The following is a 25,518-nucleotide window of genomic DNA, read 5'->3' on the forward strand; positions in this document are numbered from 1 at the left end:
ACAAGGGTTGGATGTGCTTGTTGGAATCCTGCCCTATACGGTCGAACTCCAGCCTCAAAATCGGCGCATAATTTGTAGTTTTTCTACAAAAAATGCAAGCTAGACCATCGGTTTAGTAGTTTTCTTACATCACAGGAAAGGCATGGCCCAATTAATTCTGCTCAATAAGCCATTCAATGTGCTGTCGCAGTTTACCGATACCAATGGACGAGACACGCTTGCGACTTTTGTTGATCAGTCTGGTGTCTATCCGGCCGGCCGGCTCGACTATGACTCTGAAGGGCTGCTGTTGCTGACAGACGATGGTCAACTGCAAGCACAGATTGCCAATCCCAAACACAAGATGGAAAAAACCTACTGGGTGCAGGTCGAGGGCGTACCCTCCAGTGAAGCACTGGATCAGCTACGTAACGGCGTTGTTTTGAAAGATGGCCCAACACGACCTGCCAAAGCCAGCATTATTGAAGAACCCGCCCTTTGGCAGCGAAACCCACCGATTCGCCAGCGAGCCAATGACATCACCAGTTGGCTGGAGATCAAAATCAGCGAAGGCCGCAACCGTCAGGTCCGACGCATGACCGCGCACATTGGACACCCTACCCTGCGACTGGTTCGAATGGCGATAGGTAGCTGGAAGCTGGAAGATCTGGCGCCGGGCGAATACACCGCGCTGCAAGTTCACATGCCTGCGCGCAAAGACACTCAGCCCAATAAAGCCAACAAGACCCGTCGTCGCAGTGGTGCCGCCGGCGGCCCGAATAAGCGCGCCGATAACAGCTCTGAGCGCAAAGCCGGCAACGGTAACGTCAAAAACGGCTCCGGTCGCAGCCATAATGGCAGCTCCCTGGGGCGAAACAGTCGACGCTCGGGCCCGGCCCGTAATAAATCGCCTCAGCGATGAAACGAACTATCCTGCTACCGGCCGAACATAAGCGGGCCCGCCCTTTGTCGCCACGGGCCTGTTTGCATATAATTCGGCCTCAAATAAATCTGGAGCAATCATGACTGAACGTTGGACCCCTCATGCGACCGTCGCCGCTGTTGTGTATCAAGACAACAAATTCCTGATGGTTGAGGAAATCAGTGACGGCCAACGAGTCATTAATCAGCCTGCTGGTCATATCGAAAAGGACGAAGCCATCCTCGATGCTGTGGTACGAGAAAGTATCGAAGAAACCGGCTGGAACGTAAAACCGGAGCAACTGGTCGGCCTGTACACCTACACAGCCCCAGCGAATGGCGTCACCTATCACCGCTATTGCGTGTCGGCAACGCCGATTGCCGCCGTTCCTGATGCGCGCCTTGATGATGGCATCATAGGCCCGCGTTGGATGACCATTGAAGAACTGCGTGATTGCCCCAACCTCCGAAGCCAGATGGTTTTAACCTGCGTTGAAGATTTTCTGGCAGGTAAACGCTTCCCTCTGGACGTGATTGTTGAGCACCCTTAAACATGTCTAACGAAAACATCAAAGTCATCGTCGGTATGTCCGGCGGTGTGGACTCGTCCGTCTCTGCCTACCTGTTGATGCAACAGGGCTATCAGGTAGAAGGCCTGTTCATGAAGAACTGGGACGAAGATGATGGAACCGAATATTGCACCGCCAAGGAAGACCTGGCGGACGCCCAGGAAGTTTGCGACAAGCTGGGCATCAAACTGCACCAGGCCAACTTTGCCGCCGAATACTGGGACAACGTGTTCGAGTACTTTCTGGAAGAGTACAAGGCCGGACGCACGCCGAACCCGGACATCCTGTGTAACCGCGAAATCAAATTCAAAGCCTTCCTTGAGTACGCCAAGGTACTCGGTGCCGACTTGATCGCTACCGGTCACTATGTGCGTCGTGGCGACTCGGAAGACGGCGTTACGCGATTACTGAAAGGCCTCGATGCCAACAAGGACCAGAGCTACTTCCTGCACGCCGTAGCCGGCACAGAGATCGCTCAGACCCTGTTCCCGGTTGGCGAATTGGAAAAGCCGGAAGTGCGCCGTATTGCGGAAGAACAAGGCCTGGTAACGGCCAAGAAGAAGGACTCCACCGGTATTTGCTTTATTGGGGAGCGCCGTTTTCGCGACTTCCTCAAACAGTACCTGCCTGCCCAGCCAGGTCGTATTGAAACCGAAACCGGCGATGACATTGGCGAACACCAGGGGTTGATGTACCACACCCTGGGCCAACGCCAGGGATTGGGCATTGGCGGCCTGTCGAATTACTCGGAAGATCCGTGGTTTGTGGCTGGCAAAGACCTGAACCGCAATGTGCTGATCGCCGTACAAGGCAAGAATCACCCGTTGCTGTTCAAGGACTGGCTCACCACTGGTGAAATCTTCTGGGTTAACGGTGAACCTGAGGGGCTGCCGCTGCGCTGCAAGGCCAAGGTCCGCTACCGTCAGGATGATCAGGAATGCGTGATTGAACGCGCCGATCAGGCCGATGGCAGCGTCGGCTACAAGGTTGTTTTTGACCAGCCTCAGCGTGCCGTAACGCCGGGCCAATCCGTTGTATTCTATCTTGACGACGTGTGCCTGGGTGGCGGCGTCATTGAAGCTACAGGAAATAATAATGACTAACCGCGAAGAACGCGCAGTAGCCATTGCAGCCGTTGTACAAGCTGCCACACTGGTAGAAAAACTGGCCAGCACCGGAGATGCGCCAGCCGTTGACACCGACCCGCTGCTGGAAAGCCTGTTTATTCAAAACCCGGATTCTTTTGCCGATATTTACGGCAACCCAAAGCGCAATCTGCATTTGGGCATGAATACGCTGCACACGCTGGCGTCCGGCAAGGGCAACGCCATTAACCCGGACGTGACCCGCTACACCGTGGCCATCCTGCATCTGGAAAGCAAACTGCGCCGTAATCGCGGCATGATGCGTGAATTGGGCAACGGCATTGAACAATGTGGCCGTCAGGCCGAAGCGTTTTCAACCACCCACGAAAACACCATCGCCGCCCTCGCCGACCTGTACAAGAACACGCTCAGCAACCTGAGCTACCGCATTCATGTGACAGGCAATCCAACCTATCTGCAAAATGACGCCACCGCCAACAAGGTACGCGCCCTGCTGCTGGCTGGTATTCGCGCCGCCATTCTGTGGCGTCAGGTCGGTGGTCGTCGCTGGCAGCTGCTACTGGGGCGTAAGCACTATTTGAATGCACTGGGCACGTTGTTGGAGAAAGACTGAAAGATGGCGCTCGACAGAACCTTTACGACTGCCCCAATGATGGCGTGGAGTGACAGGCATTGCCGTTACTTCTGGCGCCAACTGACCAAAAATGCCGTGCTGTATACCGAAATGGTTACCACCGGCGCACTGATTCACGGCAACCGCGAGCGGTTTCTGGAATACAACGATGAAGAGCACCCAGTGGCATTGCAATTGGGTGGCAGTAATCCTGATGAATTGGCGCAATGCGCTCGTTTTGCCCAGGACTGGGGTTACGACGAAGTCAATTTGAACGTCGGCTGCCCGAGCGACCGGGTTCAGAACAACATGATTGGCGCCTGCCTCATGGCCCATCCGGTACTGGTCGCGGACTGCATCAAAGCGATGCAGGATGCCTGTGACATTGACGTCACCATCAAACACCGTATTGGCATCGATGACATCGACAGCTACGAGCACATGCGCGATTTTGTCGCCACTGTGGCTGAAACCGGCTGCAAGACCTTTATTGTCCATGCTCGCAAGGCGATTTTGCAGGGGCTGTCTCCGGCAGAGAACCGCGACATACCGCCACTGCGTTATGAACTGGTGTATCAGCTGAAACAGGAGTTTCCGGATCTGGAAATTCTGATCAATGGTGGCATCAAGACCCATGAGGAATCTGCCGAGCATCTGAAACACGTGGACGGTGTGATGCTGGGCCGGGAAGCCTATCACTCGCCGGAAGTGTTGCTGGATGTCGATTCGCTTTACTACGGCGCCAGTGCTGACTCTGGCGAGTTAAGCATTGGCGAGCGCAAGGCAGCCGCTATTCGCGCTCTGTACCCTTATGTGGAAGCACAGCGCAGCAAAGGCGCCCTGCTCCACCACATCAGCCGCCATACCCTGGGGTTGTTTCAAAGTCAGAAAGGCGCACGGCTGTACCGCCGCCATCTGAGCGAAAACGCCCACCGCAAGGACGCCGGTCCTGAGGTGTTTGACCAGGCTCTGGCCCATATGGGTTACTGATTTGCCGAAAGAACATCGGGCAAACAAATCAGTGCTTCCTGCCCTTGCGAAAAAGGCCGCAATTGCGGCCTTTTTCGTATTCCGAATTTTTCAGGCAATCGTTTGATTAGAACTTAACCGCCGACTGATTGTGCAGATACATTTGTGCACCGTTGACCGTCTCGACGTTAATCACTTTCTCGAAGCCCGCTGTTTTCAGATTGTCGAGAGCAATCCCTGCCCGGCGGCCTGAGCGACAATACAGCACCAGGTCGTCGTCCTTCTGGATGTCGTGCTGATCAACTCCCGTCAGAATGGTGTCGAACGGGATATTAACCGCGCCCTCCACATGCCCTTCGGCGAATTCCGCTGGCGTACGAACGTCAATCACCACCTGCTCTGCCTGAGCAGTGGCGGAAACCAGCCCCGCCCACATCACACACATTACACTCACGGCGCGAGCTTTCTGGCTCATGTCTTTCAATTGCGTCACCTTTTTGATCAAAGCCATGACAACACCTTTCGTTTTTCTGAAAACAACTTGTCGGTACAAAGTACCAACAGAAACGACCACATTGAGGATTTCACCATTCCATACGCTGCGTACACTGAAAACACGCGAACGCATAAACGATAGTTATGTTAGGATGCCGCCGCGACTGAAATCCATTCCCAGACAGTAACAGGAGGAACGATGTCACGCCCAACTTATCGTCCTATGGCTGCACGTGCAGCGCGTACCCCGGCCATGGCTGCCCCTCGCTTTGCTCAAAGCAAGGAAAGCCACGACAAGACCATCAAGGAAGCTGTAAACACTCCGCAGCCTACTGCCACGGAACAGGCATCAGCAACTCCAGCGGCAAACCCGGCCAATCAACCGATTCAACGTAACGTCTGACATCCTGGCCAACGTTTGAGGCGGACTGGTCTATCCGGGTTAACCGCCACAAGCCTGCCGGAAGCGGCACCCACCGCTTCAAGCTGGCTTGCTTTTTATCCCTATCAAAGGGACCCTCTGGATAACTCGGTGCCCGCTCTGGATGACAGGGCGACGCTGAATCACGAAGCTGATTTGCAGGCCTGGCGGGTCAAGTCAAAAATCAGCGACACAGAGTCAGCAATGCCCTGCCATCCCCGTAGGGCACGGCCTGCAGACCGCCAGAACGGTGTTGGCGAATTTGAAAAGGGCCAGCCATTCCGCTGCATTCGCCGCCTTGTTCTGACAACCTGCAGGACTCGCGCAGAGCTGTGCAGAGTTATTCAGAGGGTCCTTAGCCAAACTCCGCCATAAAATCCAAACCAGCCTGATGGCGTATGGTTTTGCGATGGTTGGCCCATAGTTCACGAATCCGTTCCTGATTGCACTTCTGCCGATCCACCAACACCCGGGTTTGCAACTCCCCCGACGCCTGGCCTGCCAACAGCGGAATTTTGCTGAACACAAACTGATTGGAAATCATGTCCATAAACGGACCGGATTTACTGGTCGGCATAATAAACAACAACTGCAAGCCGAGGCTTTCGGTCAGGTAGTTAATCACTTCTTTGGAACGCGCTTCGTCCATTTTCGAGAAGGCTTCGTCGACCAGCACCATGCGCAGGTGAGTGTCGCCTTCGTTGAAGCGGAAGGCCGACGTGATGGCTGCTGAGCGAATGATATACGCCGGGGTTTCCAACTGACCGCCGGAACCAGTGCCATATTGGCTCAAGGCAATCGGGTCCTTGTTGGCTGGTTGCTTGTAAATCTCGTAGCTGCGGTAGTTGCGGTAGTCGGAAATACGTTCCAGCTCGCGCATGGCTTTTTGCTCATCGTCGTCCAGCAGCATGCTGATCAACTGATCTCGCACCCGCAGTGCAGCTTTGGGCAGATCCGCATCAAACAAGGTCGCGCCTTCACCGAGCGTCGGGTTTTTGATGACTTCTTCGAAGAACTGCCAGTATTCCTTGTATTCCGGCACCCACTCCCAATCGAACCAGTAGCATTCCTGATCTGCACCAAAACGATGGTGCGCCAGTTCCTTGTTGAGTTCTTCCAGTACCCGCTTGCCGTCGTTGATCGACTGGTAAATGGAATGGCAAAGGTTGGTCACAAACGCGTTGTTGAAGCTTTCACGCAGTTGCTCCAGCTGCCCCTGTTTTTCCACCAGAATGTTGTTTTTCAGACGGTTGTGAACGCGTTCGATTTCACGGTTAAGGCCGGTCAGGGATTTGAAAAAGGCCTCATTGTGCTCGAGGCGATAATCCGGGCTGTAAACAATGGCGTCGACGGTCTGGCAGTTCTGGTTGTGCTCAGCAATGTGGCGTTCTACTTCGTAGGCGCTGCCATTCAGCTCCTGAATCAGCTGCTGTGCCTGCTTGTCGAGGGCATCGGCTGACGCTTCTGCTGCTTGCTTGTCGGCAGCCTCAAGCGTTTGTTCCAATGCGAGGTCTGGCCAGAGGCTGGCAACATGACGCAAGGATTCTTCTGCCAGATCGGCAGCGTCGGACGTCACTTCCTGACGATCGCTCAGTGCCTTGCACTTCTGCTCGCTGTCTTTCAGGCGCTGCTGCAAGCTACCCAGCAAGCCGTCGAGTTCGCGGATATGAGCGTCTTGCTCGTCGGCTTTTTGCTTCAGTAGCTCGAATTCCTGCTCCACTCCGGAGAAATCGGCCACATCGACGCTGTCGAGGGATTTCTCGGCTTGTTGCAGGCGGTAATGGGTGTCCAGCATGGCACGGATCTGGTCTGCAAAATCGACCTGGCGCAGCAGGTTAATTGCATCCAGCAGCTGGCTGGCCTCTTTCAGACTTGCCAAAGCTTCGTTGCACTGGGCTGCCAATGTCTGGATTTCGTTTTGCTTGGCAATCAGGGCGCGTTCCCGGGCAGCGGCACCGAACACCAGATCGCTGTCATCGAGATCGCAGCGGTACATGGAATAAGCGCCCGACCCGAGTCCTTCCTTGCACACGCCCCGGCGGGTGGTTTTCAGAGTGTCGACATCCGGCACCAGCTCCACGTTGCCGTAACTGGCCTGCAAATACGCCCGAGCGGTGGCGTGTTCAAATTCCATCAGGCTAAGAATGGAGTTGCTGGATACCTTCATCCGGTCGGCATCCTGACGGGCCTTACGGCCTTGAATAACCCGCGCCCGGCTACCGCCAGACATGCCACGAACAATACGGGCTGCTTCGGCTTCGTACTCGGGTTCAACAATGATGCTGAAGCGGGCGCCGCCAATATAACCTTCAATGGCGCTTTGCCAGGCGGTGTCGGTGACCGACACGTAATCAGCCAGCACTCGCGGCTCGGCTTGCGGGCATTCGCGCTGAATCACATCCAGTGCCTGACGAACAAAACCCGGGTAGCTCAACTGCTGGCTTTCCAGGGTGTCGACATCCGCCTGCTTCTGATTCAGACGACCACGCAGCTGCTGTAGCTTCTGATCACGGCGATCAACAACACGGGCAAGCTGATCTCGAATGGAGCTACCGCTGCTTTCCAGTTCGCTGTCGTGGAAACGCGTGCGCCAGTTGTTCATCAGGGTTTGTTGTTCGCGGGCCTGATCCAGTTGCTGCTCCAGCGGCGACAGGTCAATCCAGTCCTTACCCAGCAGCTTGCGCAGATCGATGCTGTCCTGATCTTTCAGCGCCAGCACGTTACGGGCCTGATCAACCAATCCCTTGCTGGACAGCGACGGTACTTCCAGCGCCAGGCTGGTGCGCTGCATGCCGTTGAAAATCAGCTCGCTGGCGCGCAGCGAGGCTTGCAGCATCTGGTCTTGTTCCAGCAATGGCAACGCTTGGCGTTGCAGCTGTTGCTTAGCTTCCTCGATCGATTTTTCAGCACTGTCCTTGTTCTGCAAGGCACTGATGCCGAGGCGCTTGGCTTCCATGCCAATCAGTTGTTCGCGCAGGCTGGAGCGGCGCAATTGAGCAGCTTCGCGCTCTTGCTCGGCGTCTTTCAGTTGGCTGCGCAGACCCTGCTGGATTTCCTTGGCCTTGAGGTAGGCTTTCTGGTCTTCCAGAAAACGGCAGCGGGCGGCGGTGTAGCCCAGAATCTGATGATCCAGCCATTGGTCAATGTAACGACCGGATGCGCCTTTGGCGCGATTCAGCCGCTCGATGGTGTCTGCCAATGTGCGGGATTCCGATTCCATCGCATGAATGGTTTTCATCAGGTCAGACACCGACCGAATGGCGTCACCAAGATCACGGGCTTCCAGAATCTCATTGGCGACAAAGCCGTTGATGCTTTTCACTGGCTTGTAGGCCATAAAGCGAGAGAAGGTTTTTGCGGCATTCAGCGCTTCGCGCTCACTCACGGCGTCGAAGCGTCCACGCAGTGCGCCATACAACCGACGCAGGTACTGCTTCTTGGTGTCGTACTGCTCAACGTTGAGGGTCGCGGCCGACTGGTCGCCATGACGAGATCCGAGGCGATTGTTAAGCCAGCCCTTGAGTTTGTTGAGTGGCACAACGAGACGGTTGCCTTCGACGTCATCCTGCAAAAAGTCCGACAGCGTCAGCTGTTCGCCAGCAACGATGTAAAACTGAATGTCGTGCTGGCGGGCGACCGGCTGAGCACCGGCCTTGTCGAGGGATGCCGATACGCCAATGACGGCTGTGAATGGCTCGCCGGGTTCGTTTTGGGTCGGGTGGAATACGGCTGCCAGATAACCCACCGCGCCTTCCGGGCGAGCGTAGCTACCATCGTCACAACCCAGTACATAGCTGGCGAGGGTTCGCACGTTTTTGCCACGACCACGCTGGGTCGCTTCGTCTTGACCCGGGTTGTAGTTAAACAGCGTGTCGTGAGCGGCTGTCATGATGGTCTGAATGGCGTCGGCCGCGGTGGTTTTGCCGGAACCGTTGCCACCAGACAGCAGATTGATTGGGCCAAATTCAAATTCAGTGGCTGGGATGTTGCCCCAGTTCACGTAAACAAATTTCTTCAGGAACATGGTTTACTTGCCTTCTTCCGTGACGCTGTTGCTGGCTTCTGATTCTGTGTCGGTTGCAGTCAAATCATCCAGATCGCCAAACAGGGACGGCCCTGCGGTCGCTTGTGTCGGTGCCTGATCTGTTTCGTCGGGCTCTTGCTCTGGTTCCGGCTGTACTGAATCCTGCTGTACGGCTTGCTGTTGGTCGGACTCAGTGTCTGTAGATTCAGAGCCAGTAGATTCAACGTCATCAGATTCAGAACCGCCGACAGCCGGACTGTCATCGCCCAGCAGAGTCGACAACACGTCGTCTGAGACATAGCTCATAATCATGGGGCGAACACGCAGCCAGGTGTCGCCATCGCCAAGCTGGTCGTCGCTGCTGAGATGGATCAAACGCAGCTGACGCAAACGTCGGAACAGGGTTTTGCGCTCGGTCAGCTGGTCTGGTAGCTGACGCTTGAGCAGGTTTTGCATGGCAATGCCGAGGGTTTCAAGCGACACCATGACGCAGCCATGCTCATCCACCGCGCCTTCACGCAGGGCTTTGTCGTATTGGGCGCGCAGCACCAGAGTCAGCGCCACTTCGTTCTGATTCAGGCGCAGGCGGAAGGCCTGGCTTTGTTCAAAGCCAGCCTCTTCTTCCATACCCGGCACCACGGCGCCGGGCGGCACGACGCGTAAAAACTGGAAGCGGCGATCGTGCAGTACTCGTAAGCCGATCAATTGAAGGTAGTCGTGTACCAGGTCCTCAAGGCGCAGGTAGCGGTCGTACAGCTGTTGCTCAATCTGGCTTTCGTCACGGCAAATCACGCCGTAATCCAGCAAGCGCATCAGCAGCTCAGAGAATTCCCGCAGGCTCAAGCCGGCCTGTTCCAATTGTTTTTCAATCAGTGAAAGCATATTCAGTCCGTGTCTTCAGTCGCCGGAGCGGCTGCATCAGCCGATTCTGTGTTGGAGTGTTTGGCAACCAGCTCGAAGGTGAAGTGGTCTTTGTGTTCAAAATAGCGGCTGGCGGTGTGTTCGCTGTCGTTCGAAGGTGCTGCGGTCTGGTCATCCGGCTGCACGACAAAACGAAAGTCTGAGCTGGTGTTGGCCACCGAACTGTCCGCTGCCCCCAAACCAATGGCGTGGGCTACCGCCAGCAAGTCGCTGGCCGACTCAATGTGCAGTTCGCGGGTGGATATTTTTTTGCCCGCACTGAGTTGCTTGCCTATGTACCCACGCAGCGCCTGCTGATTTACAAGGAATGCCTGATCCAGCACTTGCTGGATGTAGGTGTTCTTGCGAGCGCCCAGGTCAACCTCGCCTTTCTCGCCCGGCAGTGCGGTTGCGACGTTCTGGCGCGCTCTTGGGGCAGCCATGCGCACGTGTGACGGGTCAACATAGCCAAACTCAGGCACAGCCATCAGTTCGCCGGCTTTACTCAGCAATGCGTCCTGGCGTTCGGCCGGTGCTTCTGCCAGTTTCTTGCACACCGATAACACGTTGTTGTGCCGTTGGGACGCAAGATAGCTCATTTGACGAATGATGATGTCCGCCCGCTTGGTGAAGCTTTGCAGCGACTTTCTAAGCGCCGGCAGCATGATTTCTGCGGCATTGCGCATGCGCTGTTCAATGCCGTCCAGCAACCACCAGAGTAACGACTGCCCTGCCACGGCCTGTTCTGGCATCAGCTCACGCAGGCGTTTCTCGGTTGCGGCCTTGAATGCCGTGTCCTTGCGACGAATATCACGAATCAGGGCTTCAATGCGGTCGCGGTGGCGCTCTACGTTATCGGCAGATAAACGCACCGACAGGTCAGGCTGGAAGCGGTTTTCCATAAAATCGAAAAAGGCTTCACTGGCATGCTGAACCAGCAGCTGGTCTTCCATTTCGCGCACCAGATCGCGCTTGCGCTCATCCAGTTCAGCAATGACATCGGTAAAGTCGCTGATAATGCGCTCAGAGTATTCGAATGCATCCAGCAGATCGTACACATCGCCGCGCTCGCAGAAGCTTTCCAGCGCATTGCGGGTATTACGGGTGTTGCGATGACGGGTGCGCGCAGTAATACGGTGGTCGCTCACGAATGGCTCGGTGAATTCACGGCCAAAGCGCGTAAAAGAAAAGGTGCTGTGCAGCGTTGCCTGGTCGACCTGCTTTTCCAGCCAGCCGTGTTCCAGTAGCTGGTTGAGAATCCAGACCGCCTGATCGCGACTGGTGCGGAATCGCAGCGGTGCATCGTCTTCGGCAGTGGCGCTGGATGTGCCAGAAGTCTCGGCAGCGCCTTCGTTTTCTGTGGCCACTTGAGGCCCACGCACCAGGGCTTCCTGAAAGATTTCGATCAATTGGTCGCGCACCAGCGCATGGCCATAATCTGCATTGGCCGAGCTGTACAGCCGTTGATACAGCTCTTTCAGACACTCAACAATGTGCTCGCGGTACTTGCCAGTGAGCGGCCTAAAGAAGTGTTCACGTTCCTGCTGAAAAAACATTCAGTGAAATCCGGTTTCAAGAGTTCAAAACAAAAAGCCGAGTATAACTCGGCTTCGTTGCTGGCGCGTATCTGACTTCAAGACTTGTGATCTTGTCAGGCTGTTTTGGCGGCAATGCGGTTTAACAATTCAATGGAGGCTTCCACTTCCACTTTGCGAACCGCAACGCTTTCAATGTTGCAGCCAACCGGGATGCCGAGTTTGTCGGCAAAGGCTTTCAATTCGTTCCAGTTGTACTCGGAGTAGTTCACAGACTCTTCGAGGATGTCATGAGCGTGAACCAGCTCGTTTTCAAGCCAGCGCGGAATACTGATACCCAGCCACTTCATAAAGTTCAGCGTCTGGATAGAACCACATGGCGTCAGCGTGAAGATGACCGGCACCATCGGCGTGTTGGTTTCCAGGCAGTGGTAGTAGTAATCCGACAGGAAATCCTTTGACGCTTGCAGGTCGTAGACACCCTGCGACACAAAGAACGAACAGCCTTGCTGAACCTTCTCGAGCACACGAGTGTGCTCATCGCCTTTGGCGCGATGGCGCTCGGGAATAGTTACACCACCCAACAGCAGCTCCGGACGCACCTGCTGCTTCAGCGCATAGGCTTCGCGCATGGACATGGTCACAGGCTGTTCTTTTGAGGAGGCACCAACAAATACCGTCATATTCATGGTGTCGGACGCTTCTTGCATAAAGCCGGTCAGTGCTTCCTTGCTGTACTTGCCCGCAGCCCGATAGATGATCTTGGGCATATCCAGCGCTTTCAGTTGATTGCGGCTGTAATCAAAGCAGTCGAGGGTTTCCATAAAAGGAAACGGGCGTTTTTCAGAGGTGCGGCTGGCTTCATCCTGAATGTCATACAGAATCAAACCGTCAATAGGCAGGTTGGAAATACGCTCCATCTGCAGCTTGGCAATTTCTTCGACGCGCTCCGGCGCAGTTTCCTTCTTTGGGGGAACGATACCGTAAAGAATGATTCCGCTTTCGCGATTACGAATTTTTTCGGCGAGCATGTTGGACCTTGTCTGTATTATCCAGTGGGTGTTCTTAGGGACCCTAAGCACCCAATCTATTTATGGCGGCAAGTCTACCCCAGTATTCCCTGCTCTGCGAAACCGAAGACGGTTTTACATGACCGGCGCTGGTTTTTCGTTCAGATGCCGCCCACAGCCGTGTGCAACAGGCACAAAAAAGGGCTCCGAAGAGCCCTTGAGTGTATGTACTTGTGGCAACTAGTTGGTCCACTGCGCATCCTGACGCAGCTGTTTGAGCGACTCGCGGGTGCCGAGAAACAGCGCCATGGAACCACCAAAGCCCACCACGGCAATCAGCATTGCCAGCACGCCGGCATCAACGGATGACTGGTATTGCAAATCGGCCAATGACAGCTGTTGAGCCAAGCCAAAATCGAAATTCATGGCATACATGCCGGTGTAGTGCATGCCACACACGGCAACGCCCATAATCAGCGCGCTGAACACACGCATCATCGTAGTGGTGACATTGAAGGCCAGCCACAGCGCCACAATGGACGCGGATACAGCAATAAAGACAGAGGCAACCACAATCGCTGCATCGTGACTCATGGAGCCTGGCATCACCATTGCTGCCATGCCGGTGTAATGCATGGTCGCAACACCCAGGCCGGTAATGACGCCAGCCAGCACCAAGGCCACTACACTGGACGGATTACGGGATACCACCAGCAAGCCGATGCCGACCACCACCACGGCAATTGCCAGAGAGGCCAATGTCAGGGTCAGGTCGTAGCCAAAATCCAATGGCGTTTTGAAGGCCAGCATGCCAACAAAATGCATCGCCCAGATCCCCGTGCCGCCCAGCGCAAATGCTGCGCCGATCAACCAGCCCGGTGATTTTCGGTCCGTTAGCGGTATGGCGGACGCCAGCGTCAGCGCCGTGTAGGAACCGAATACCGACAACGCATAGGAGAGCGCGACCAGAGCCAGATTGTAGTTTTCCATTGCATACCTGCTTTGAGACATGGGTGCTGGAAAAGAGCCCGAGCGTAACCAGCCCTATTTCCAATGTTCCTGTTCGTTACTGTGAAAACGGACTTTGTCATTAACGTTGTTACCAGCCAATAACGGATAAGTCGTCGTCCTTTACAGAATAGATGGTTTTTTCACTCTATTCCGAAAACAATCACAACAAAGCAGACTCGAATTTCGGCACTCAGTTCAATGATGCGGCCAGTTCACTGGCCAAGCGGATGGCACGCTTGGCATCCAGCTCGCCTGCAAACTCAGCCCCGCCAACCAGATGCACATCGAAGTTTGATGTTTCCGCGACGGATTCGAGTTGTTGATACAGTTCGCTAACAGATTCCTGGCCGGTACACAAAATGATGTTGTCGACGTCGAGAGTGCGCTCTTCGCTGATGTCATCCCGAGTGACGCGAATATGCAAACCCTGATCATCAATACCGAGGTATTCCACGCCACCCAGCATTTGCACGTTCTTCATTTTCAGAACGGCACGATGAACCCAGCCGGTGGTTTTATTCAGCCCTTTGCCATGACGGCTGGTTTTACGTTGCAGCAACCACACTTCCCGTGGCGACGGATGCAGCTCAGGCACGGCGAGGCCACCTGCAGTGGTGCTATTGACGTCGACCCCCCACTCTTTTTGCCAGGCGCTGGCATCAAGTGAAGTGGATTTGCCTTCGTGAGTCAGGTACTCGGACACATCAAAGCCAATGCCACCTGCGCCCAGCACCGCAACGCGCTGACCTACTGGCGGTTTTTCCGACAGCAATCGCTGATAGCTGATGACTTTTTCGTGTTCGATGCCCGGAATTGCAGGGATGCGAGGTTTTACACCGGTCGATACCACCACGTGATCCGGTTTGAGTTCATTGATCAGCGCCTCATCGGCCAGGGTCGACAACTTCAGATCGATATTGTGTTTGCGGATCATGGCATTGAAGTAGCGGATGGTTTCGTGGAATTCCTCTTTGCCGGGTATCTGGGCGGCAAGATTGAACTGACCGCCAATATGGTCGCGTGATTCAACCAGGGTCACTTTGTGGCCGCGCTGGGCAGCCACCACCGCGCATGCCAAACCTGCCGGGCCAGCACCAATCACCATGACATGTTGGGCGTCGGTTACTGGTGTGTATTGCAGCTCCAGCTCATGGCAGGCACGTGGATTCACCAGACATGAGGCACGTTTGTTCTCAAAGGTGTGATCCAGACAGGCCTGGTTGCAGGCAATACAGGTATTGATTTCGTCGGCCCGGCCTTCTTGCGCTTTATTCACCCACTCAGGATCGGCCAGGAAAGGGCGAGCCATAGCAATCAGGTCGGCCTTGCCGCTGGCCAGAATGTCTTCTGCGACATCCGGCATATTAATGCGGTTGGATGCCACCACCGGAATGTCCACACAGGCTTTGACGCGGGCAGTTGCTTCAACAAAAGCGGCACGCGGCACCGAGGTCACAATGGTCGGTACACGTGCTTCATGCCAGCCAATGCCTGTATTGAGGATGTTGACTCCCTGTTGCTGTAAGGCGCGGGCCAGCGTTGCAATTTCCTCTGCGCTGGATCCCCCTTCTACCAGGTCCAGCATCGATAATCGGAAGACCACTATGAAGTCGTCACCTGCCTGCTCACGAATGGATCGAACCACTTCCAGAGCAAAGCGCATGCGATTTTCGTAGCTGCCGCCCCACTCGTCGGTACGACGATTAGTGCGTTCATTCAGCATCTGGGTGATCAAGTACCCTTCCGATCCCATGATCTCGACACCGTCGTAGCCCGCTTTTTTCGCCAATTTGGCCGTGCGGCCGTACTGGCGAATGGTGCTTTCGATTTGGCTGGCGGACAGTTCTTTCGGCTTGAAAGGCGTGATCGGAGATTGGATAGCACTTGGGGCAACATTCAATGGCGTATAGCCATAACGGCCAGCATGGAGAATTTGCAGCACGATCTTGCTGTCGTGCTTGTGTACCGCGTCGGTCACTTTACGGTGAAAAGGCACTTGCCATTGGCTCATCAGCTTGGAGCCAAATGGCAGCAGATCACCGGCGCGATTAGGAGAAAAGCCACCGGTAATCAGCAGTGCTGCACCGCCTTTGGCGCGTTCTTCAAAATACGCCGCCAGCTTGGAAAAATGCCATGGGCGATCTTCCAGGCCGGTATGCATTGAGCCCATGATGACGCGGTTTTTCAGTTGGGTAAAACCAAGGTCCAGCGGCTCAAACAGATGCGGGTACGAATTCATCACGGTGTTCTCTTTTCGTTGTTATGAAATCAGTTTATGGCCTGAACGCCATGCAAACCATGACCGAGAAGACCATAAAAACAACCCAAGAGAACAATTAACTAAATTCAGTATCCGTCGGGGCGGGTAATTTTTGAATCAGTTGAGGAACAGCAAGGCCACGCCGCTGATGGCAAACAAAGCGGCTGTAATGCGGTGGATCAGTTGCACTGGCATTCGCTCAATCAGAGCTCTGCCGAACCAGATTACCGGCACGTTGGCCAGCATCATGCCGATGGTGGTACCCGCAGTTACCGTGAGCGGCGCCTGCCATTGTGCGGCCAGCATAACAGTCACCACCTGGGTCTTATCGCCCAGTTCAGCAACGGAAAACAGCACCAGCGTGGCGACAAAAGCGCCATATTTTAGCCAGCGATTTTCAACGTCTTCGTCTTCATCAGGAATCAACAGCCAGATTGCCATGGCCAGAAAGCCGGCTGCCATCAGGTAATGCCAATTGCCGGCAAGGAAGCTGTTGTTGGCAACCTGTGACAGCCAGCCACCAAACCAGGCAGACAAGCCATGATTCACCAGTGTGGCGAGGAAAATACCGAACACAATCGCAAGCCGATTGCGAAATTGAATGGCAAGAAACAGAGTAAGAAGTTGGGTTTTATCGCCAATCTCGGCTAGAGCTACCGCAAAAGTAGAAGAGAAAAACGCCGAATCGGCGAAAGATAGAGCATCCATCAAGACATCACCGGGTAGCTTATAAACCAAAGACAACACCCAGTGGCTACCCTTCGCACCGGAAATTGTCTCAGGTCTTGTCAAACACGGTTGGTGTCTCTTACGCCACGAGCATGAGGCTCAATTATGTTGACGTAAGATCCGTTGAATTAACGGAAGACTACTCCCCCAAGAGTTTGGTCACTTTACGCCACCTGCCTGCAGCAAGCAAGACTAAACACTTGAAAAGTATTCCATTGTTCAAAAACAACACAGCAGTAACGCGCCTATACCGAGCTGGCGCGGGAAGCTCTTTGCCGAGCATCCGAACTGGAATCCGGCTCTGGTAAGGCAGCCACAAATCCATCAATGCAATCCAGCACCTGCAAGATAGATAACAGGTTCGCAAGGCTGACACTGTCGGTGCCCGCTTCCAGTCGTTTTATGGTAGAACGGCTGACGGCCGCTTCTTTTGCCAGCTGCTCCTGGCTCAAATTCATGGCCAGTCGCGCTGCACGTACCCGTATGCCGACTTCGGCCAACAGGCCGTTAACACTAAACTCGCGATAACTCATAGCAGTCACGCCCCGGTGATTATTTCAACGTTCAAAACAACTCTAGTCAGCATCAATGATTAAACAAGCGTTCATTGAAAAACCGCATATAATTGGTGCGGAATGACACGTAAGTCCTTTTAAAGGGCTTGATTCGCACCCTTGAATCAGGAATTTTTCATGGCTCTTAAAGCAACGGTATGCAAAGCCAGCATCAACATCAGTAATACCAACCGCAGTTATTTCGACACTGTCGATCTGACCATTGCTCAACACCCTTCCGAAACCAGTCTCCGACTAATGGCTCGGGTTTTGGCCTATGCGCTACACGCATGTGACGGTTTAACCTTCACTAAAGGCCTCAGTACGGATTCTGAACCAGAAATATGGCACAAATCTGCCACTGGGGACATTTTGGCATGGATTGACCTAGGATTGCCAAGCCCCGATCGCATCAAAAAAGCATCCCGACAGTCCTCAAGGGTTGATATATACACCTATCAACAAAAAGGCGTTCCGCAGTGGCTTGATGAGTGTCAGAAAAAATTGCCGATGCTCGACAATCTGGACTGTTGGGCGCTGTGTCCTGAGGCAATGAAAGGCATTGAGGCCTTCCATCAAAAGTCCATGCAGCTCAGCATTATGATTGATGGTCGTGATATCTGGCTGTCGGATGATCAGACTACCTTGCACATTCCGCTGACAAAATTGTGTGAAAACGGACATTTTGATTAAACCCGCGGTCTGATAAACCATGGCAGGTTGAAAATGCTTTGCAATTTACCCTGCCAAACCTATCGTTAGGTTAAGGATTGTCTGAATAACTCTGTACAGCGCTGCGCAGGCATTGAGTTATTCAGAGAGTCCTTAGACAGGTGCTGGTTTTGACGTCGTCAGGACGGCTTCCGCACCTGACAGAGCAAGAATGGCAATAATGGAGAGCCGCTCTGAACATCAAACGCCTTATGCTCATCATCTCAGCCATTTACGCCGTCGTTTTCCTGGTCGGTGTATTGCTGGTGCGAGCAATCTGGATCTATCCGCAAGAGTTGGAGCACAGCCGCAACCTGCAGCAGCAGGAATTGCTGACCATCCAGCACCTGATTGAATTGCCGCAAACATCCCTCGAGCAAATGGCAGCCGACTACAGTGACCGCTACAAGGTCGTCGACATGCTGGACCGTCGCGTGCTCAGTCATATCTTTGACCTATTCTCACCAGAGGTAATGCAGCAACGCCAACTGAGCCATGTACTGCTGTTGCGCCCAGACGGCGAAACCCTGGCAAAATTCACCCTGATGGGCGACGAGCAGGAGTTGTCTTTCCGATCGGCACCGGAATGGATATTCGACTGGATCAACCAATGGCAAGGTGATAAACCGGTTAGCACCATCCGCAAAGACCGCTTTGGCGTGGGCGTGTATGCCGCTACCCCGGTTTGGGACGAGCCCGGCCATGTCAATGTCGGCTGGCTGGTCTTTCGCTCTCCCCTCGATGACCAGGCGATCAGCCAGATCAGCCGTTATTCGCGGGTGCCATTGCAGATCATCGATACCAGCGACCATAAAATACAGCCGACCAGCTTGACCGCAGCCGTTGATCGGGCGGCCAATTTGCGTCAACGATGCATCGTTACTGACGGTGGCCAGGTACCTCTGTGCTTGCAAATTCAGCACAACGACACAGTCCCTGAATTCGGCGATTTACGACTGCTCACCACCCTGTTGATCGCCATGCTATTACCATTTGCCTTGTGGTGGATTCTGGCACGTCTGATCGTCGCTCCGGTTGAGAAAATCACCGAGCTGCTGGAGAGCAATTCCCGCGAGGGCTTATTGAAGCCGATTCTGTTTGCAATTCCGCTGCAAATGCAGGAACTCGTCAAACTCAAACAGGCTTATAACCGACTGATCGGATTGGTGATGCGCCAGCAACACCAATTGCAAGAGCTGTCGACTACCGACTCCCTGACACGCATTCCAAATCGGCTGGCTTTTGATCGGGCCTTAGCCGAGGGCTGGTCACGGATTCAGCGTCGCAAAACCTCCATTGCCATCGTTATGCTGGATATCGATTATTTCAAACCTTATAACGATCACTATGGCCATCCAGCTGGCGATGCGGCGCTAACCAAGGTGGCGGCAGCGCTGGTCAAATGCGCCCAGCGTACCGATGAGATTGTGGCCCGTTATGGCGGCGAAGAGTTTGCCATGATCATTCATATTGATGACGCCATTGAGCTGAATAACTTCCGCCGACGTTTGAAGCAGGCCATTCGGGATCTGGAGATTCCCCATCAGTATTCGCAAGCATCGTCCTACCTGACGATCAGTGCCGGTGTCGCCTGGATTGTTGAAAGTGGCGAATGGTTACAGCAGTCCTCCCCCAGAGAGTGGATGAAAGCAGCCGATGTCGCGCTTTACGAAGCCAAGGCGGCGGGCCGGAACTGCACTATGATCCAGATTTTGGACAGAACCATTAAGCCTCGACTGCCCGATATGCGCTCCTGATGTTGCTGGCAACCTTGTTACAACCTTCTAGTCTGAAGAGATATTCCCCGTAAAGGGTTGGTTTAACGAGTTGCATTTATGATTAACAAGGACAATGGCTGGCAGGTTTCCATCAAATCGCTCTACACCACCATGGTGCTGGGCTACCTGCTGCTGTGGATTGTCGGTCTGGTGGGCTATCGCGCCTTTTTTGGATTCCCCGAAGAGCAACGCCGTACCGCGCTGGAATTGCAGCGCAGCTACGAAAGCCTCGCAGAAGTCATTCATATCAACCGCGAATTTCTGGCTAACCAAACCACCGACTATGCCGAATGGAATGACACCTATGATTTCATCATGGGGTTTCATACGGAATTTCTGGAAGCCAACTTTCAGCCGGAAACCTTTGAGCTTTTAAAACTGAACCATGTGTTTGTACTGGACCAGTCTCAGTCTATCCGGGCTGGCTACCTGTTTGATTCAGACGCCGGAGTGCTCAGCGAGGTGACTGAACTGCCAAAAGGATTGGACAGCAATGTACTTGGCCTGCTGCTGCAAGACACCACCGAAAGCTCGTTTGAGCTGATTGATGGTCAGCCCAGCATGGTGGCAGCCAATCCGGTTACCCGCTCGGATGGTGAGCTGCCCGGTATTGGCTGGCTAATATTTATTAGCGCCATCACAGACGACACTCTGGCAACGGCTGAGCGCATTACCCAACTGGAGCTCGCCGTTGTTACCAACGCCGGAAGCTATCACGACGTCCTCAAGGCACCGGTTAGCGCGCCCTTTCAACGCACCATTCGATGTCTGGACAGCGGCCCGGTTGATAACGTGGTGTGTCTGGATATTGATGCGCCTAACATAGAAATGCCAGTGCTGTTGAATCAGAACCTTTGGAAGGAATTTATCCTGTTGGGCGTCCTGCCTGCCCTGCTGTTTGCGGCCATTTTACGGATGATTCACAGCCCGCTTCAGCGAGCACAGGATCACCTGCAAGCAACGGTGGAATCGGGTCGCATGCACCATATTCCAATCAGTGAGCATCTTCGCATCAAAGAGCTGGTTAAGCTGGCCCGATCGCATAACCGCATGGTCGATACCATCATGATGCAAAACGCCCAGTTGAAGGAGCTGAGCCGCACCGATGCCTTGACGTCGATCCTTAATCGACGTGGGTTCGATCACCGGTTAAGTGAATGTTGGTCACGTCTTGGACGCAACCGACTGTCGATGGCGTTACTCATGGTGGATATCGACCACTTCAAACGCTACAACGATCACTATGGGCATCCGACTGGTGATATGGCGCTGCAGCAGGTCGCATCGACACTGGCGCAATTTGGCAAGCGCACGGATGAAACCGTCGCCCGCTACGGCGGTGAAGAATTTGCACTGATGGTTTATGCGCAAAGCCGCGACGAATTGGATCAGTTGCTCAAGATGATGCATCAGCGAATTCATCAGCTGGCGATCCCGCACATCATGTCGAGCGTCAGTGAAATTCTGACGGTCAGTATTGGCGCGGCCTGGCTGGTGGATTCCGGAGATTGGATTCACACCCGTAATATGAGCGATTGGCTGAAACAGGCAGACGAGGCCTTGTACGAAGCCAAGGAAAACGGCCGCAGCCAAAGCCGGGTGGTGGAATTAACAATAGCGTCGTTCAGCATCAGTCGCAGCCAAACGTCGTCAGAATCCTGATCCGACTGGATCAAGCTTCTTTTTTAAAGCCAGGCGGCTGCTGTTATACAGCAACCGTTATGCAACGGTTATAAAGTGACTTTCACAGCAGCAGAACTGCGGTTGGCTTTTTCGCAGGCTGCTTCAACACTTTCATCCAGTGCCAGGGCAACGCCCAAGCGGCGCTTACCTGCGACTTCCGGCTTACCAAACAAACGCAGCTGCGTGTCTGGCTCGGTCAGCGCAGCAAACAGATTGCCGTACTGCATGCGTGCTGACTCCCCTTCAACCAGAAGCACAGAAGATGCTGCCGGGCCGTATTGGCGAATGGTCGGTACTGGCAGACCCAAAATTGCACGAGCGTGAAGTGCAATTTCAGACAGCTGCTGAGAAATCAGCGTCACCAGGCCGGTGTCGTGGGGTCTTGGAGACACCTCACTGAAGATGACCTCATCCCCTTTCACAAACAGCTCAACGCCGTACAGGCCCCAGCCGCCCAGCGCATCGGTAACCTGAGTCGCGATGGCCTGGGCATTGGCCAATGCCACTGAAGACATGGCTTGCGGCTGCCAGGATTCCTGGTAATCGCCATCGGCCTGACGGTGGCCAATGGGTTCACAGAAACTGGTTTGAGTGCCGCCCTGACCGTCGTTATGACGAATAGTCAGCAGCGTGATCTCGAAGTCAAAATCAACAAAGCCTTCAACAATGACTTTGCCTTGACCGGCACGGCCGCCTTCTTGCGCGTAGGTCCAGGCAGCATCCAGCTGAGATGCCTCACGGACGAAGCTCTGGCCTTTGCCAGAAGAACTCATCACAGGTTTCACCAGACACGGCAAACCAATTTCCGCTGCTGCGACTTCAAATTCGCTTTTGGTGGCAGCAAAACGGTAACTGGAAGTGGCGACGCCCAGTTCTTCGGCGGCCAAGCGACGGATGCCTTCCCGGTTCATGGTCAGTTGCGTCGCGCGAGCGGTCGGAACAATATTGACGCCCTCTTGCTCCAGCGCTGCCAGGGTGTCGGTGGCAATGGCTTCGATTTCTGGCACCACCAGGTGTGGCTGTTCTTGCTCAATCACCTGACGCAGTGCCGCCCCATCCAGCATACTGATGATGTGGAAGCGGTCTGCAACCTGCATCGCCGGTGCGTTGGCATAGCGGTCAACAGCAATCACCTCGCATCCCAAACGCTGCAATTCAATCACCACTTCCTTACCCAGTTCCCCGGAACCACACAACAACACACGGGTGGCGGTTTCAGAAAATGGGGTACCTATGGTGCCAGCCTCAAAGGCGGCGGCGATATCAGAAACAGGGGTATTTGTGGTCGTCATGGCGAATCCGTGAAAGTCAGGCAGTGATGAATCTGCTGAAATGCCAGCTAACGATCAGCACACCGCGAGTGGATAAGAGTAGGCGGACGCTGGACGGACTATCAGTCCAGCGTAAAAGAGAATACGTTACCCGAGCGTGACTCCCGCTCGTGACAGCTGTCCAGTACCTTGCGCTTTTCGTCGTTGTCCATACGACCCCAGCGGCTGATTTCCATACCGGTTCGGTAGCAGCCTTCGCAAACGTCTTCGTCGTTCAGAATGCAAATGTGTACGCAGGGCGATTTAACGGGGGTTTCCGATTTCAAAGCGAGCCTCCAACAGCAAGGGCTAGAATGCTAACGCGGCAGTGATCGGAAATCCAACGAATGTGGCGACCGGAGATCCGGTTTATTCGTCTGAATGATCACGGCTGGCGGCAGCAATGCGGCCGATTGGAATGTCCGCATCGAAGTAACGATTCATCAATTCACCAATCATGTAGGCCGTCAGGCCCCAGATACGGTAGTGCTGATAGCGCCAGGTCGGCATGGTAATGCCGTCGCGCTCAAAGAATTCGTGGGGTTCGCCCATAAAGAACGACAGCGGTACCGAAAAAATGCTGTCGAGCTCCCGGGGATCAGGAACGTACTCAAGATCTGGCGGCACGACCGCCAGCACAGGGGTGACCAGGAAGCCGAACTTGGAAATCACCTGATCCAGCTCCCCTACAACCGACACCAGCGAAGGCTCCAGGCCAACCTCTTCGTGGGCTTCGCGTAACGCGGTGGCCGTGTAGTGACGGTCGTATTGCTCGCACTTGCCACCTGGAAATGCAACCTCTCCTTTATGGGTCGGCATTTCGGTGGTTCTTCGGGTCAGCAACACAGAAGGCACGCCATCCTTGCAGGACAGTGCAACAAGCACCGCGGCCTCTCTGAGGCCGGGACGTCGAAAACGACGCGGCGTATGGTTGGCGTGCCGTTTTGACAATGTGGACAACAAGTCTTCGTTGGTCATGTTGTCCAGTTTAGTGTCGAGCAAGTGGTGACTCCAGAAAATAATTTCATTTTTAATCGAAATGGTAAAGAAACCCGTCGGTTAAGAGCCGCTGTTTAACAACTCTGAGCGTGAATAGTTCAGTTAGCCAGGCCGTGTTTGGGTAGATTCTTAAGGCCGACTCCGAATATCCGCAAAAGAAAGCTGCTCGCTCCCATAAGCAGGCGCACAAAGACACAGATTGGAGCCATCGTTTTTTTCTTACACAAATTCAACAGGTTAGACAGGTTAAAAAACACTCTGACAAAGTTTCTTAACAGAATGTTACTGGTAGACTGTTTTTCAGTTAATTCAAGCCAGTATTTATATTTTTTTGAGAGGTGGCTGCTGTGGAATTACCGTCATTTGAAGAACTGCGTAAATTGGCCGAACAAAACCCGGAACAGCTGGAAGCCCTGCGCCAGCAGATGGTTGAAGAAACCATTAACAGCGCACCGCAACAATATCAGCGCCGTCTGCGTGGTCTGCAGTTTCAGGTCGATATGGAACGCCGCCGCGCTCGCAACCCAATGGATTCCTGCATCCGCATCTCCAAAATGATGCACGATCACCTGTTCCAGATGCGCGAAACCATCAACGGTGCTACTGACATGGAAATCGCTTCCGAAGCGCCACGGGCCGTGGCCAATGGCACCGAGCTGGTTGATTCTCCTCGCGCAGCGGTCTTGCAGTTCCCGGAAATTGCCAATCGCTAATCGAACCTGAACAGGTATACTCGTCCGATGGCCGTTGATCCTGACGGCCCTGGCATTTATCAGAGGACGGGATGAAATACTGCAGCGTTTGTGCCGGACACATCGAACTGAAAATTCCCGAGGGAGACAGCCGCCCTCGTCACGTTTGCGAACAGTGCGGCACCATTCATTACCAAAACCCGCGCATCGTGGCGGGCACCCTGCCCACCTATCAAGGCAAAATTCTGCTGTGCAAACGCGCCATTGAACCGCGCATGGGATACTGGACGCTACCCGCTGGTTTTATGGAAAACGGCGAAAGCACAGAGCAAGCAGCCCTGCGCGAAACCTGGGAAGAAGCGCTGGCCAAGGTGGAAATCCAGCAGTTGTTTAGCATGATCAGTGTGGTTCACATCGATCAGGTTCACATCTTCTATACGGCTGTATTACCGACTGCCGAATTCTCCTCTGGCCCTGAAAGTCTGGAAGTGGCTTTGTTCGCTCCCGAAGACATTCCATGGGATGAGCTGGCCTTTTCTACGGTAGAAAAAAGCCTGCGTCTGTTTCTGGAAAATCCGACTCCTGCTCGTGTTCATACACTGGAAGTGAACCGCAACCGTTGAGTCGGGTGATTCCAATCATTGCCCCGGTATTCAGATTTAAACCGGCAAGTCGTCTTCTGAGACCAGTTTGACGATATCAAATGCCGGCTCTTCATACGGGTGAGCGGCCTTGAGTGCCGCCACTACTGCACGAATACAGTGGTCAGCCACGACCATTTCGACCCGATATTCATCAACATATTCAAGTGTTCCCGGCTCACCAATAAACGGATTGGCGGCCGCCCCCGGACGAAACTGACCACGGCCAGGACACTGCCAACAGCAGTGTTCGTAATCTCCAATATTCCCTGCACCAGCGGCAAACACCGCTTGTTTCACTTCGTCCAGCTGTTGCTGCGGGACGTAAAAGCCCAATTTGTACATGCTGCTTGCCTTTATTAGTTCACGATCCATATCAAGAAAAGCCCTACAAAATACCCGCACAAACGCAAAATAACGAGATTGGTCTAGTGTTAAAGAGGGTTCATTTCTCGGTCTTAAGAAGCCATGAGCGCGTTGGCATCGTTTTGCACTGCTCCCTTCAGGCATCCCAGCAGACAAGGAAGAACAACCAAGGCAGAACACAAACAGCATCTCGCCGATTGTTGAGAACGCCCCGCCGGGCAGGTTTGCAAGCAAACGCATGA

24 protein-coding genes and 1 riboswitch are annotated in these 25,518 nt (G+C 54.1%); of the genes, 11 read left to right on the top strand and 13 right to left on the bottom strand.

Features of this window, described 5'->3' with window-relative positions; translation table 11 throughout:
- The first annotated feature begins 142 nt into the window (after positions 1-142).
- From G516_RS21160 to dusA, 5 genes are all read left to right on the top strand, one after another.
- Positions 143-901, top strand: coding sequence for a pseudouridine synthase (locus G516_RS21160; protein ID WP_084644887.1), 759 nt, complete (start codon positions 143-145; stop codon positions 899-901).
- Positions 902-1,001: 100 nt separating this feature from the next.
- Positions 1,002-1,451, top strand: a complete 450-nt coding sequence (locus G516_RS0105425) for an NUDIX hydrolase (protein ID WP_028292804.1) — start codon at positions 1,002-1,004, stop codon at positions 1,449-1,451.
- Positions 1,452-1,453: 2 nt separating this feature from the next.
- Positions 1,454-2,572 (top strand): tRNA 2-thiouridine(34) synthase MnmA, encoded by a 1,119-nt coding sequence (gene mnmA / locus G516_RS0105430; RefSeq protein ID WP_028292805.1) that lies wholly within the window; start codon positions 1,454-1,456, stop codon positions 2,570-2,572.
- Positions 2,565-3,188 (top strand): high frequency lysogenization protein HflD, encoded by a 624-nt coding sequence (gene hflD / locus G516_RS0105435; RefSeq protein WP_028292806.1) that lies wholly within the window; start codon positions 2,565-2,567, stop codon positions 3,186-3,188. Before mnmA ends, hflD begins: the two co-directional genes overlap by 8 nt.
- 3 nt (positions 3,189-3,191) lie before the next feature.
- Positions 3,192-4,178, top strand: a complete 987-nt coding sequence (dusA, locus tag G516_RS0105440; RefSeq protein ID WP_028292807.1) for a tRNA dihydrouridine(20/20a) synthase DusA — start codon at positions 3,192-3,194, stop codon at positions 4,176-4,178.
- 106 nt (positions 4,179-4,284) lie between these two features.
- On the opposite strand, the gene G516_RS0105445 is transcribed toward dusA, so the two are convergent.
- Entirely contained in the window at positions 4,285-4,668 is a 384-nt protein-coding gene (locus G516_RS0105445; RefSeq protein ID WP_156878958.1) for a rhodanese-like domain-containing protein, read from the bottom strand.
- Positions 4,669-4,851: 183 nt separating this feature from the next.
- On the opposite strand from G516_RS0105445, the gene G516_RS0105450 reads away from it, so the two are divergent.
- Positions 4,852-5,055: a hypothetical protein gene (locus G516_RS0105450; RefSeq protein ID WP_156878959.1), complete on the top strand. Its 204-nt coding sequence runs from the start codon at positions 4,852-4,854 to the stop codon at positions 5,053-5,055.
- Positions 5,056-5,428: 373 nt separating this feature from the next.
- On the opposite strand, the gene G516_RS0105455 is transcribed toward G516_RS0105450, so the two are convergent.
- The 8 genes from G516_RS0105455 to G516_RS21175 all read right to left on the bottom strand — a co-directional run bounded on the left by G516_RS0105455 (position 5,429) and on the right by G516_RS21175 (position 17,075).
- Positions 5,429-9,097 carry an ATP-binding protein gene (locus G516_RS0105455; RefSeq protein ID WP_028292810.1) on the bottom strand — a complete coding sequence of 1,223 codons (3,669 nt, stop codon included), beginning with the start codon at positions 9,095-9,097 and terminating at the stop codon, positions 5,429-5,431.
- A 3-nt stretch (positions 9,098-9,100) separates the two neighbouring features.
- Positions 9,101-9,979, bottom strand: coding sequence for a DUF4194 domain-containing protein (locus G516_RS21165; RefSeq protein ID WP_084644888.1), 879 nt, complete (start codon positions 9,977-9,979; stop codon positions 9,101-9,103).
- 2 nt (positions 9,980-9,981) lie between these two features.
- On the bottom strand, positions 9,982-11,553 hold the full coding sequence (locus G516_RS21170; RefSeq protein ID WP_051218972.1) for a Wadjet anti-phage system protein JetA family protein: 1,572 nt from the start codon (positions 11,551-11,553) through the stop codon (positions 9,982-9,984).
- A gap of 95 nt (positions 11,554-11,648) precedes the next feature.
- Complete coding sequence (locus G516_RS0105470; protein ID WP_028292811.1) at positions 11,649-12,563, bottom strand: methylenetetrahydrofolate reductase; 915 nt, start codon at positions 12,561-12,563, stop codon at positions 11,649-11,651.
- A gap of 219 nt (positions 12,564-12,782) precedes the next feature.
- Positions 12,783-13,532 carry an MHYT domain-containing protein gene (locus tag G516_RS0105475; protein ID WP_051218973.1) on the bottom strand — a complete coding sequence of 250 codons (750 nt, stop codon included), beginning with the start codon at positions 13,530-13,532 and terminating at the stop codon, positions 12,783-12,785.
- Positions 13,533-13,743: 211 nt separating this feature from the next.
- Positions 13,744-15,792, bottom strand: coding sequence for an FAD-dependent oxidoreductase (locus G516_RS0105480; protein ID WP_036534777.1), 2,049 nt, complete (start codon positions 15,790-15,792; stop codon positions 13,744-13,746).
- 138 nt (positions 15,793-15,930) lie between these two features.
- A complete protein-coding gene (locus G516_RS0105485; RefSeq protein WP_036534779.1) occupies positions 15,931-16,521 on the bottom strand; it encodes a TMEM165/GDT1 family protein in 591 nt (196 codons plus the stop codon).
- Positions 16,520-16,702, bottom strand: a riboswitch (yybP-ykoY riboswitch). (Overlaps the previous gene by 2 nt.)
- 85 nt (positions 16,703-16,787) lie before the next feature.
- A complete protein-coding gene (locus G516_RS21175; protein WP_051218974.1) occupies positions 16,788-17,075 on the bottom strand; it encodes a helix-turn-helix domain-containing protein in 288 nt (95 codons plus the stop codon).
- 159 nt (positions 17,076-17,234) lie between these two features.
- Between G516_RS21175 and G516_RS0105495 the strand changes: the two genes are divergently transcribed.
- The 3 genes from G516_RS0105495 (at position 17,235) to G516_RS0105505 (ending at position 21,247) form a co-directional block, all read left to right on the top strand.
- A complete protein-coding gene (locus G516_RS0105495; protein WP_028292815.1) occupies positions 17,235-17,789 on the top strand; it encodes a YaeQ family protein in 555 nt (184 codons plus the stop codon).
- 230 nt (positions 17,790-18,019) lie between these two features.
- On the top strand, positions 18,020-19,564 hold the full coding sequence (locus tag G516_RS23735; RefSeq protein ID WP_051218975.1) for a sensor domain-containing diguanylate cyclase: 1,545 nt from the start codon (positions 18,020-18,022) through the stop codon (positions 19,562-19,564).
- A 78-nt stretch (positions 19,565-19,642) separates the two neighbouring features.
- Positions 19,643-21,247: a sensor domain-containing diguanylate cyclase gene (locus G516_RS0105505; protein ID WP_028292816.1), complete on the top strand. Its 1,605-nt coding sequence runs from the start codon at positions 19,643-19,645 to the stop codon at positions 21,245-21,247.
- A gap of 68 nt (positions 21,248-21,315) precedes the next feature.
- On the opposite strand, the gene purT is transcribed toward G516_RS0105505, so the two are convergent.
- The 3 genes from purT to G516_RS0105520 all read right to left on the bottom strand — a co-directional run bounded on the left by purT (position 21,316) and on the right by G516_RS0105520 (position 23,580).
- Positions 21,316-22,560, bottom strand: a complete 1,245-nt coding sequence (purT, locus tag G516_RS0105510) for a formate-dependent phosphoribosylglycinamide formyltransferase (protein WP_051218976.1) — start codon at positions 22,558-22,560, stop codon at positions 21,316-21,318.
- A 101-nt stretch (positions 22,561-22,661) separates the two neighbouring features.
- Complete coding sequence (locus tag G516_RS0105515; RefSeq protein WP_028292818.1) at positions 22,662-22,865, bottom strand: DUF1289 domain-containing protein; 204 nt, start codon at positions 22,863-22,865, stop codon at positions 22,662-22,664.
- 82 nt (positions 22,866-22,947) lie between these two features.
- Positions 22,948-23,580, bottom strand: a complete 633-nt coding sequence (locus tag G516_RS0105520; RefSeq protein ID WP_051218977.1) for an NUDIX hydrolase — start codon at positions 23,578-23,580, stop codon at positions 22,948-22,950.
- 344 nt (positions 23,581-23,924) lie between these two features.
- Here G516_RS0105520 and G516_RS21185 point away from each other — a divergent pair, with 344 nt between their 5' ends.
- Entirely contained in the window at positions 23,925-24,290 is a 366-nt protein-coding gene (locus tag G516_RS21185; RefSeq protein ID WP_036534784.1) for a DUF3135 domain-containing protein, read from the top strand.
- Positions 24,291-24,361: 71 nt separating this feature from the next.
- Complete coding sequence (locus G516_RS0105530) at positions 24,362-24,892, top strand: NUDIX hydrolase (protein ID WP_028292820.1); 531 nt, start codon at positions 24,362-24,364, stop codon at positions 24,890-24,892.
- 36 nt (positions 24,893-24,928) lie between these two features.
- On the opposite strand, the gene G516_RS25235 is transcribed toward G516_RS0105530, so the two are convergent.
- Entirely contained in the window at positions 24,929-25,516 is a 588-nt protein-coding gene (locus G516_RS25235) for a YqfO family protein (RefSeq protein ID WP_322785984.1), read from the bottom strand.
- Positions 25,517-25,518: the final 2 nt, after the last annotated feature.

It is taken from the genome of Oceanobacter kriegii DSM 6294 (genome assembly GCF_000422845.1).
Lineage (GTDB): Bacteria > Pseudomonadota > Gammaproteobacteria > Pseudomonadales > Oceanobacteraceae > Oceanobacter > Oceanobacter kriegii.

Bases quoted from the DNA above. Each gene is read 5' to 3' on its own strand.
- G516_RS21160 (WP_084644887.1), top strand. From the start codon at position 143: ATGGCCCAATTAATTCTGCTCAATAAGCCATTCAATGTGCTGTCGCAG.
- G516_RS0105425 (WP_028292804.1), top strand. From the start codon at position 1,002: ATGACTGAACGTTGGACCCCTCATGCGACCGTCGCCGCTGTTGTGTAT.
- mnmA (WP_028292805.1), top strand. From the start codon at position 1,454: ATGTCTAACGAAAACATCAAAGTCATCGTCGGTATGTCCGGCGGTGTG.
- hflD (WP_028292806.1), top strand. From the start codon at position 2,565: ATGACTAACCGCGAAGAACGCGCAGTAGCCATTGCAGCCGTTGTACAA.
- dusA (WP_028292807.1), top strand. From the start codon at position 3,192: ATGGCGCTCGACAGAACCTTTACGACTGCCCCAATGATGGCGTGGAGT.
- G516_RS0105445 (WP_156878958.1), bottom strand. From the start codon at position 4,668: ATGGCTTTGATCAAAAAGGTGACGCAATTGAAAGACATGAGCCAGAAA.
- G516_RS0105450 (WP_156878959.1), top strand. From the start codon at position 4,852: ATGTCACGCCCAACTTATCGTCCTATGGCTGCACGTGCAGCGCGTACC.
- G516_RS0105455 (WP_028292810.1), bottom strand. From the start codon at position 9,097: ATGTTCCTGAAGAAATTTGTTTACGTGAACTGGGGCAACATCCCAGCC.
- G516_RS21165 (WP_084644888.1), bottom strand. From the start codon at position 9,979: ATGCTTTCACTGATTGAAAAACAATTGGAACAGGCCGGCTTGAGCCTG.
- G516_RS21170 (WP_051218972.1), bottom strand. From the start codon at position 11,553: ATGTTTTTTCAGCAGGAACGTGAACACTTCTTTAGGCCGCTCACTGGC.
- G516_RS0105470 (WP_028292811.1), bottom strand. From the start codon at position 12,563: ATGCTCGCCGAAAAAATTCGTAATCGCGAAAGCGGAATCATTCTTTAC.
- G516_RS0105475 (WP_051218973.1), bottom strand. From the start codon at position 13,532: ATGGAAAACTACAATCTGGCTCTGGTCGCGCTCTCCTATGCGTTGTCG.
- G516_RS0105480 (WP_036534777.1), bottom strand. From the start codon at position 15,792: ATGAATTCGTACCCGCATCTGTTTGAGCCGCTGGACCTTGGTTTTACC.
- G516_RS0105485 (WP_036534779.1), bottom strand. From the start codon at position 16,521: ATGGATGCTCTATCTTTCGCCGATTCGGCGTTTTTCTCTTCTACTTTT.
- G516_RS21175 (WP_051218974.1), bottom strand. From the start codon at position 17,075: ATGAGTTATCGCGAGTTTAGTGTTAACGGCCTGTTGGCCGAAGTCGGC.
- G516_RS0105495 (WP_028292815.1), top strand. From the start codon at position 17,235: ATGGCTCTTAAAGCAACGGTATGCAAAGCCAGCATCAACATCAGTAAT.
- G516_RS23735 (WP_051218975.1), top strand. From the start codon at position 18,020: ATGCTCATCATCTCAGCCATTTACGCCGTCGTTTTCCTGGTCGGTGTA.
- G516_RS0105505 (WP_028292816.1), top strand. From the start codon at position 19,643: ATGATTAACAAGGACAATGGCTGGCAGGTTTCCATCAAATCGCTCTAC.
- purT (WP_051218976.1), bottom strand. From the start codon at position 22,560: ATGACGACCACAAATACCCCTGTTTCTGATATCGCCGCCGCCTTTGAG.
- G516_RS0105530 (WP_028292820.1), top strand. From the start codon at position 24,362: ATGAAATACTGCAGCGTTTGTGCCGGACACATCGAACTGAAAATTCCC.
- G516_RS25235 (WP_322785984.1), bottom strand. From the start codon at position 25,516: ATGCGTTTGCTTGCAAACCTGCCCGGCGGGGCGTTCTCAACAATCGGC.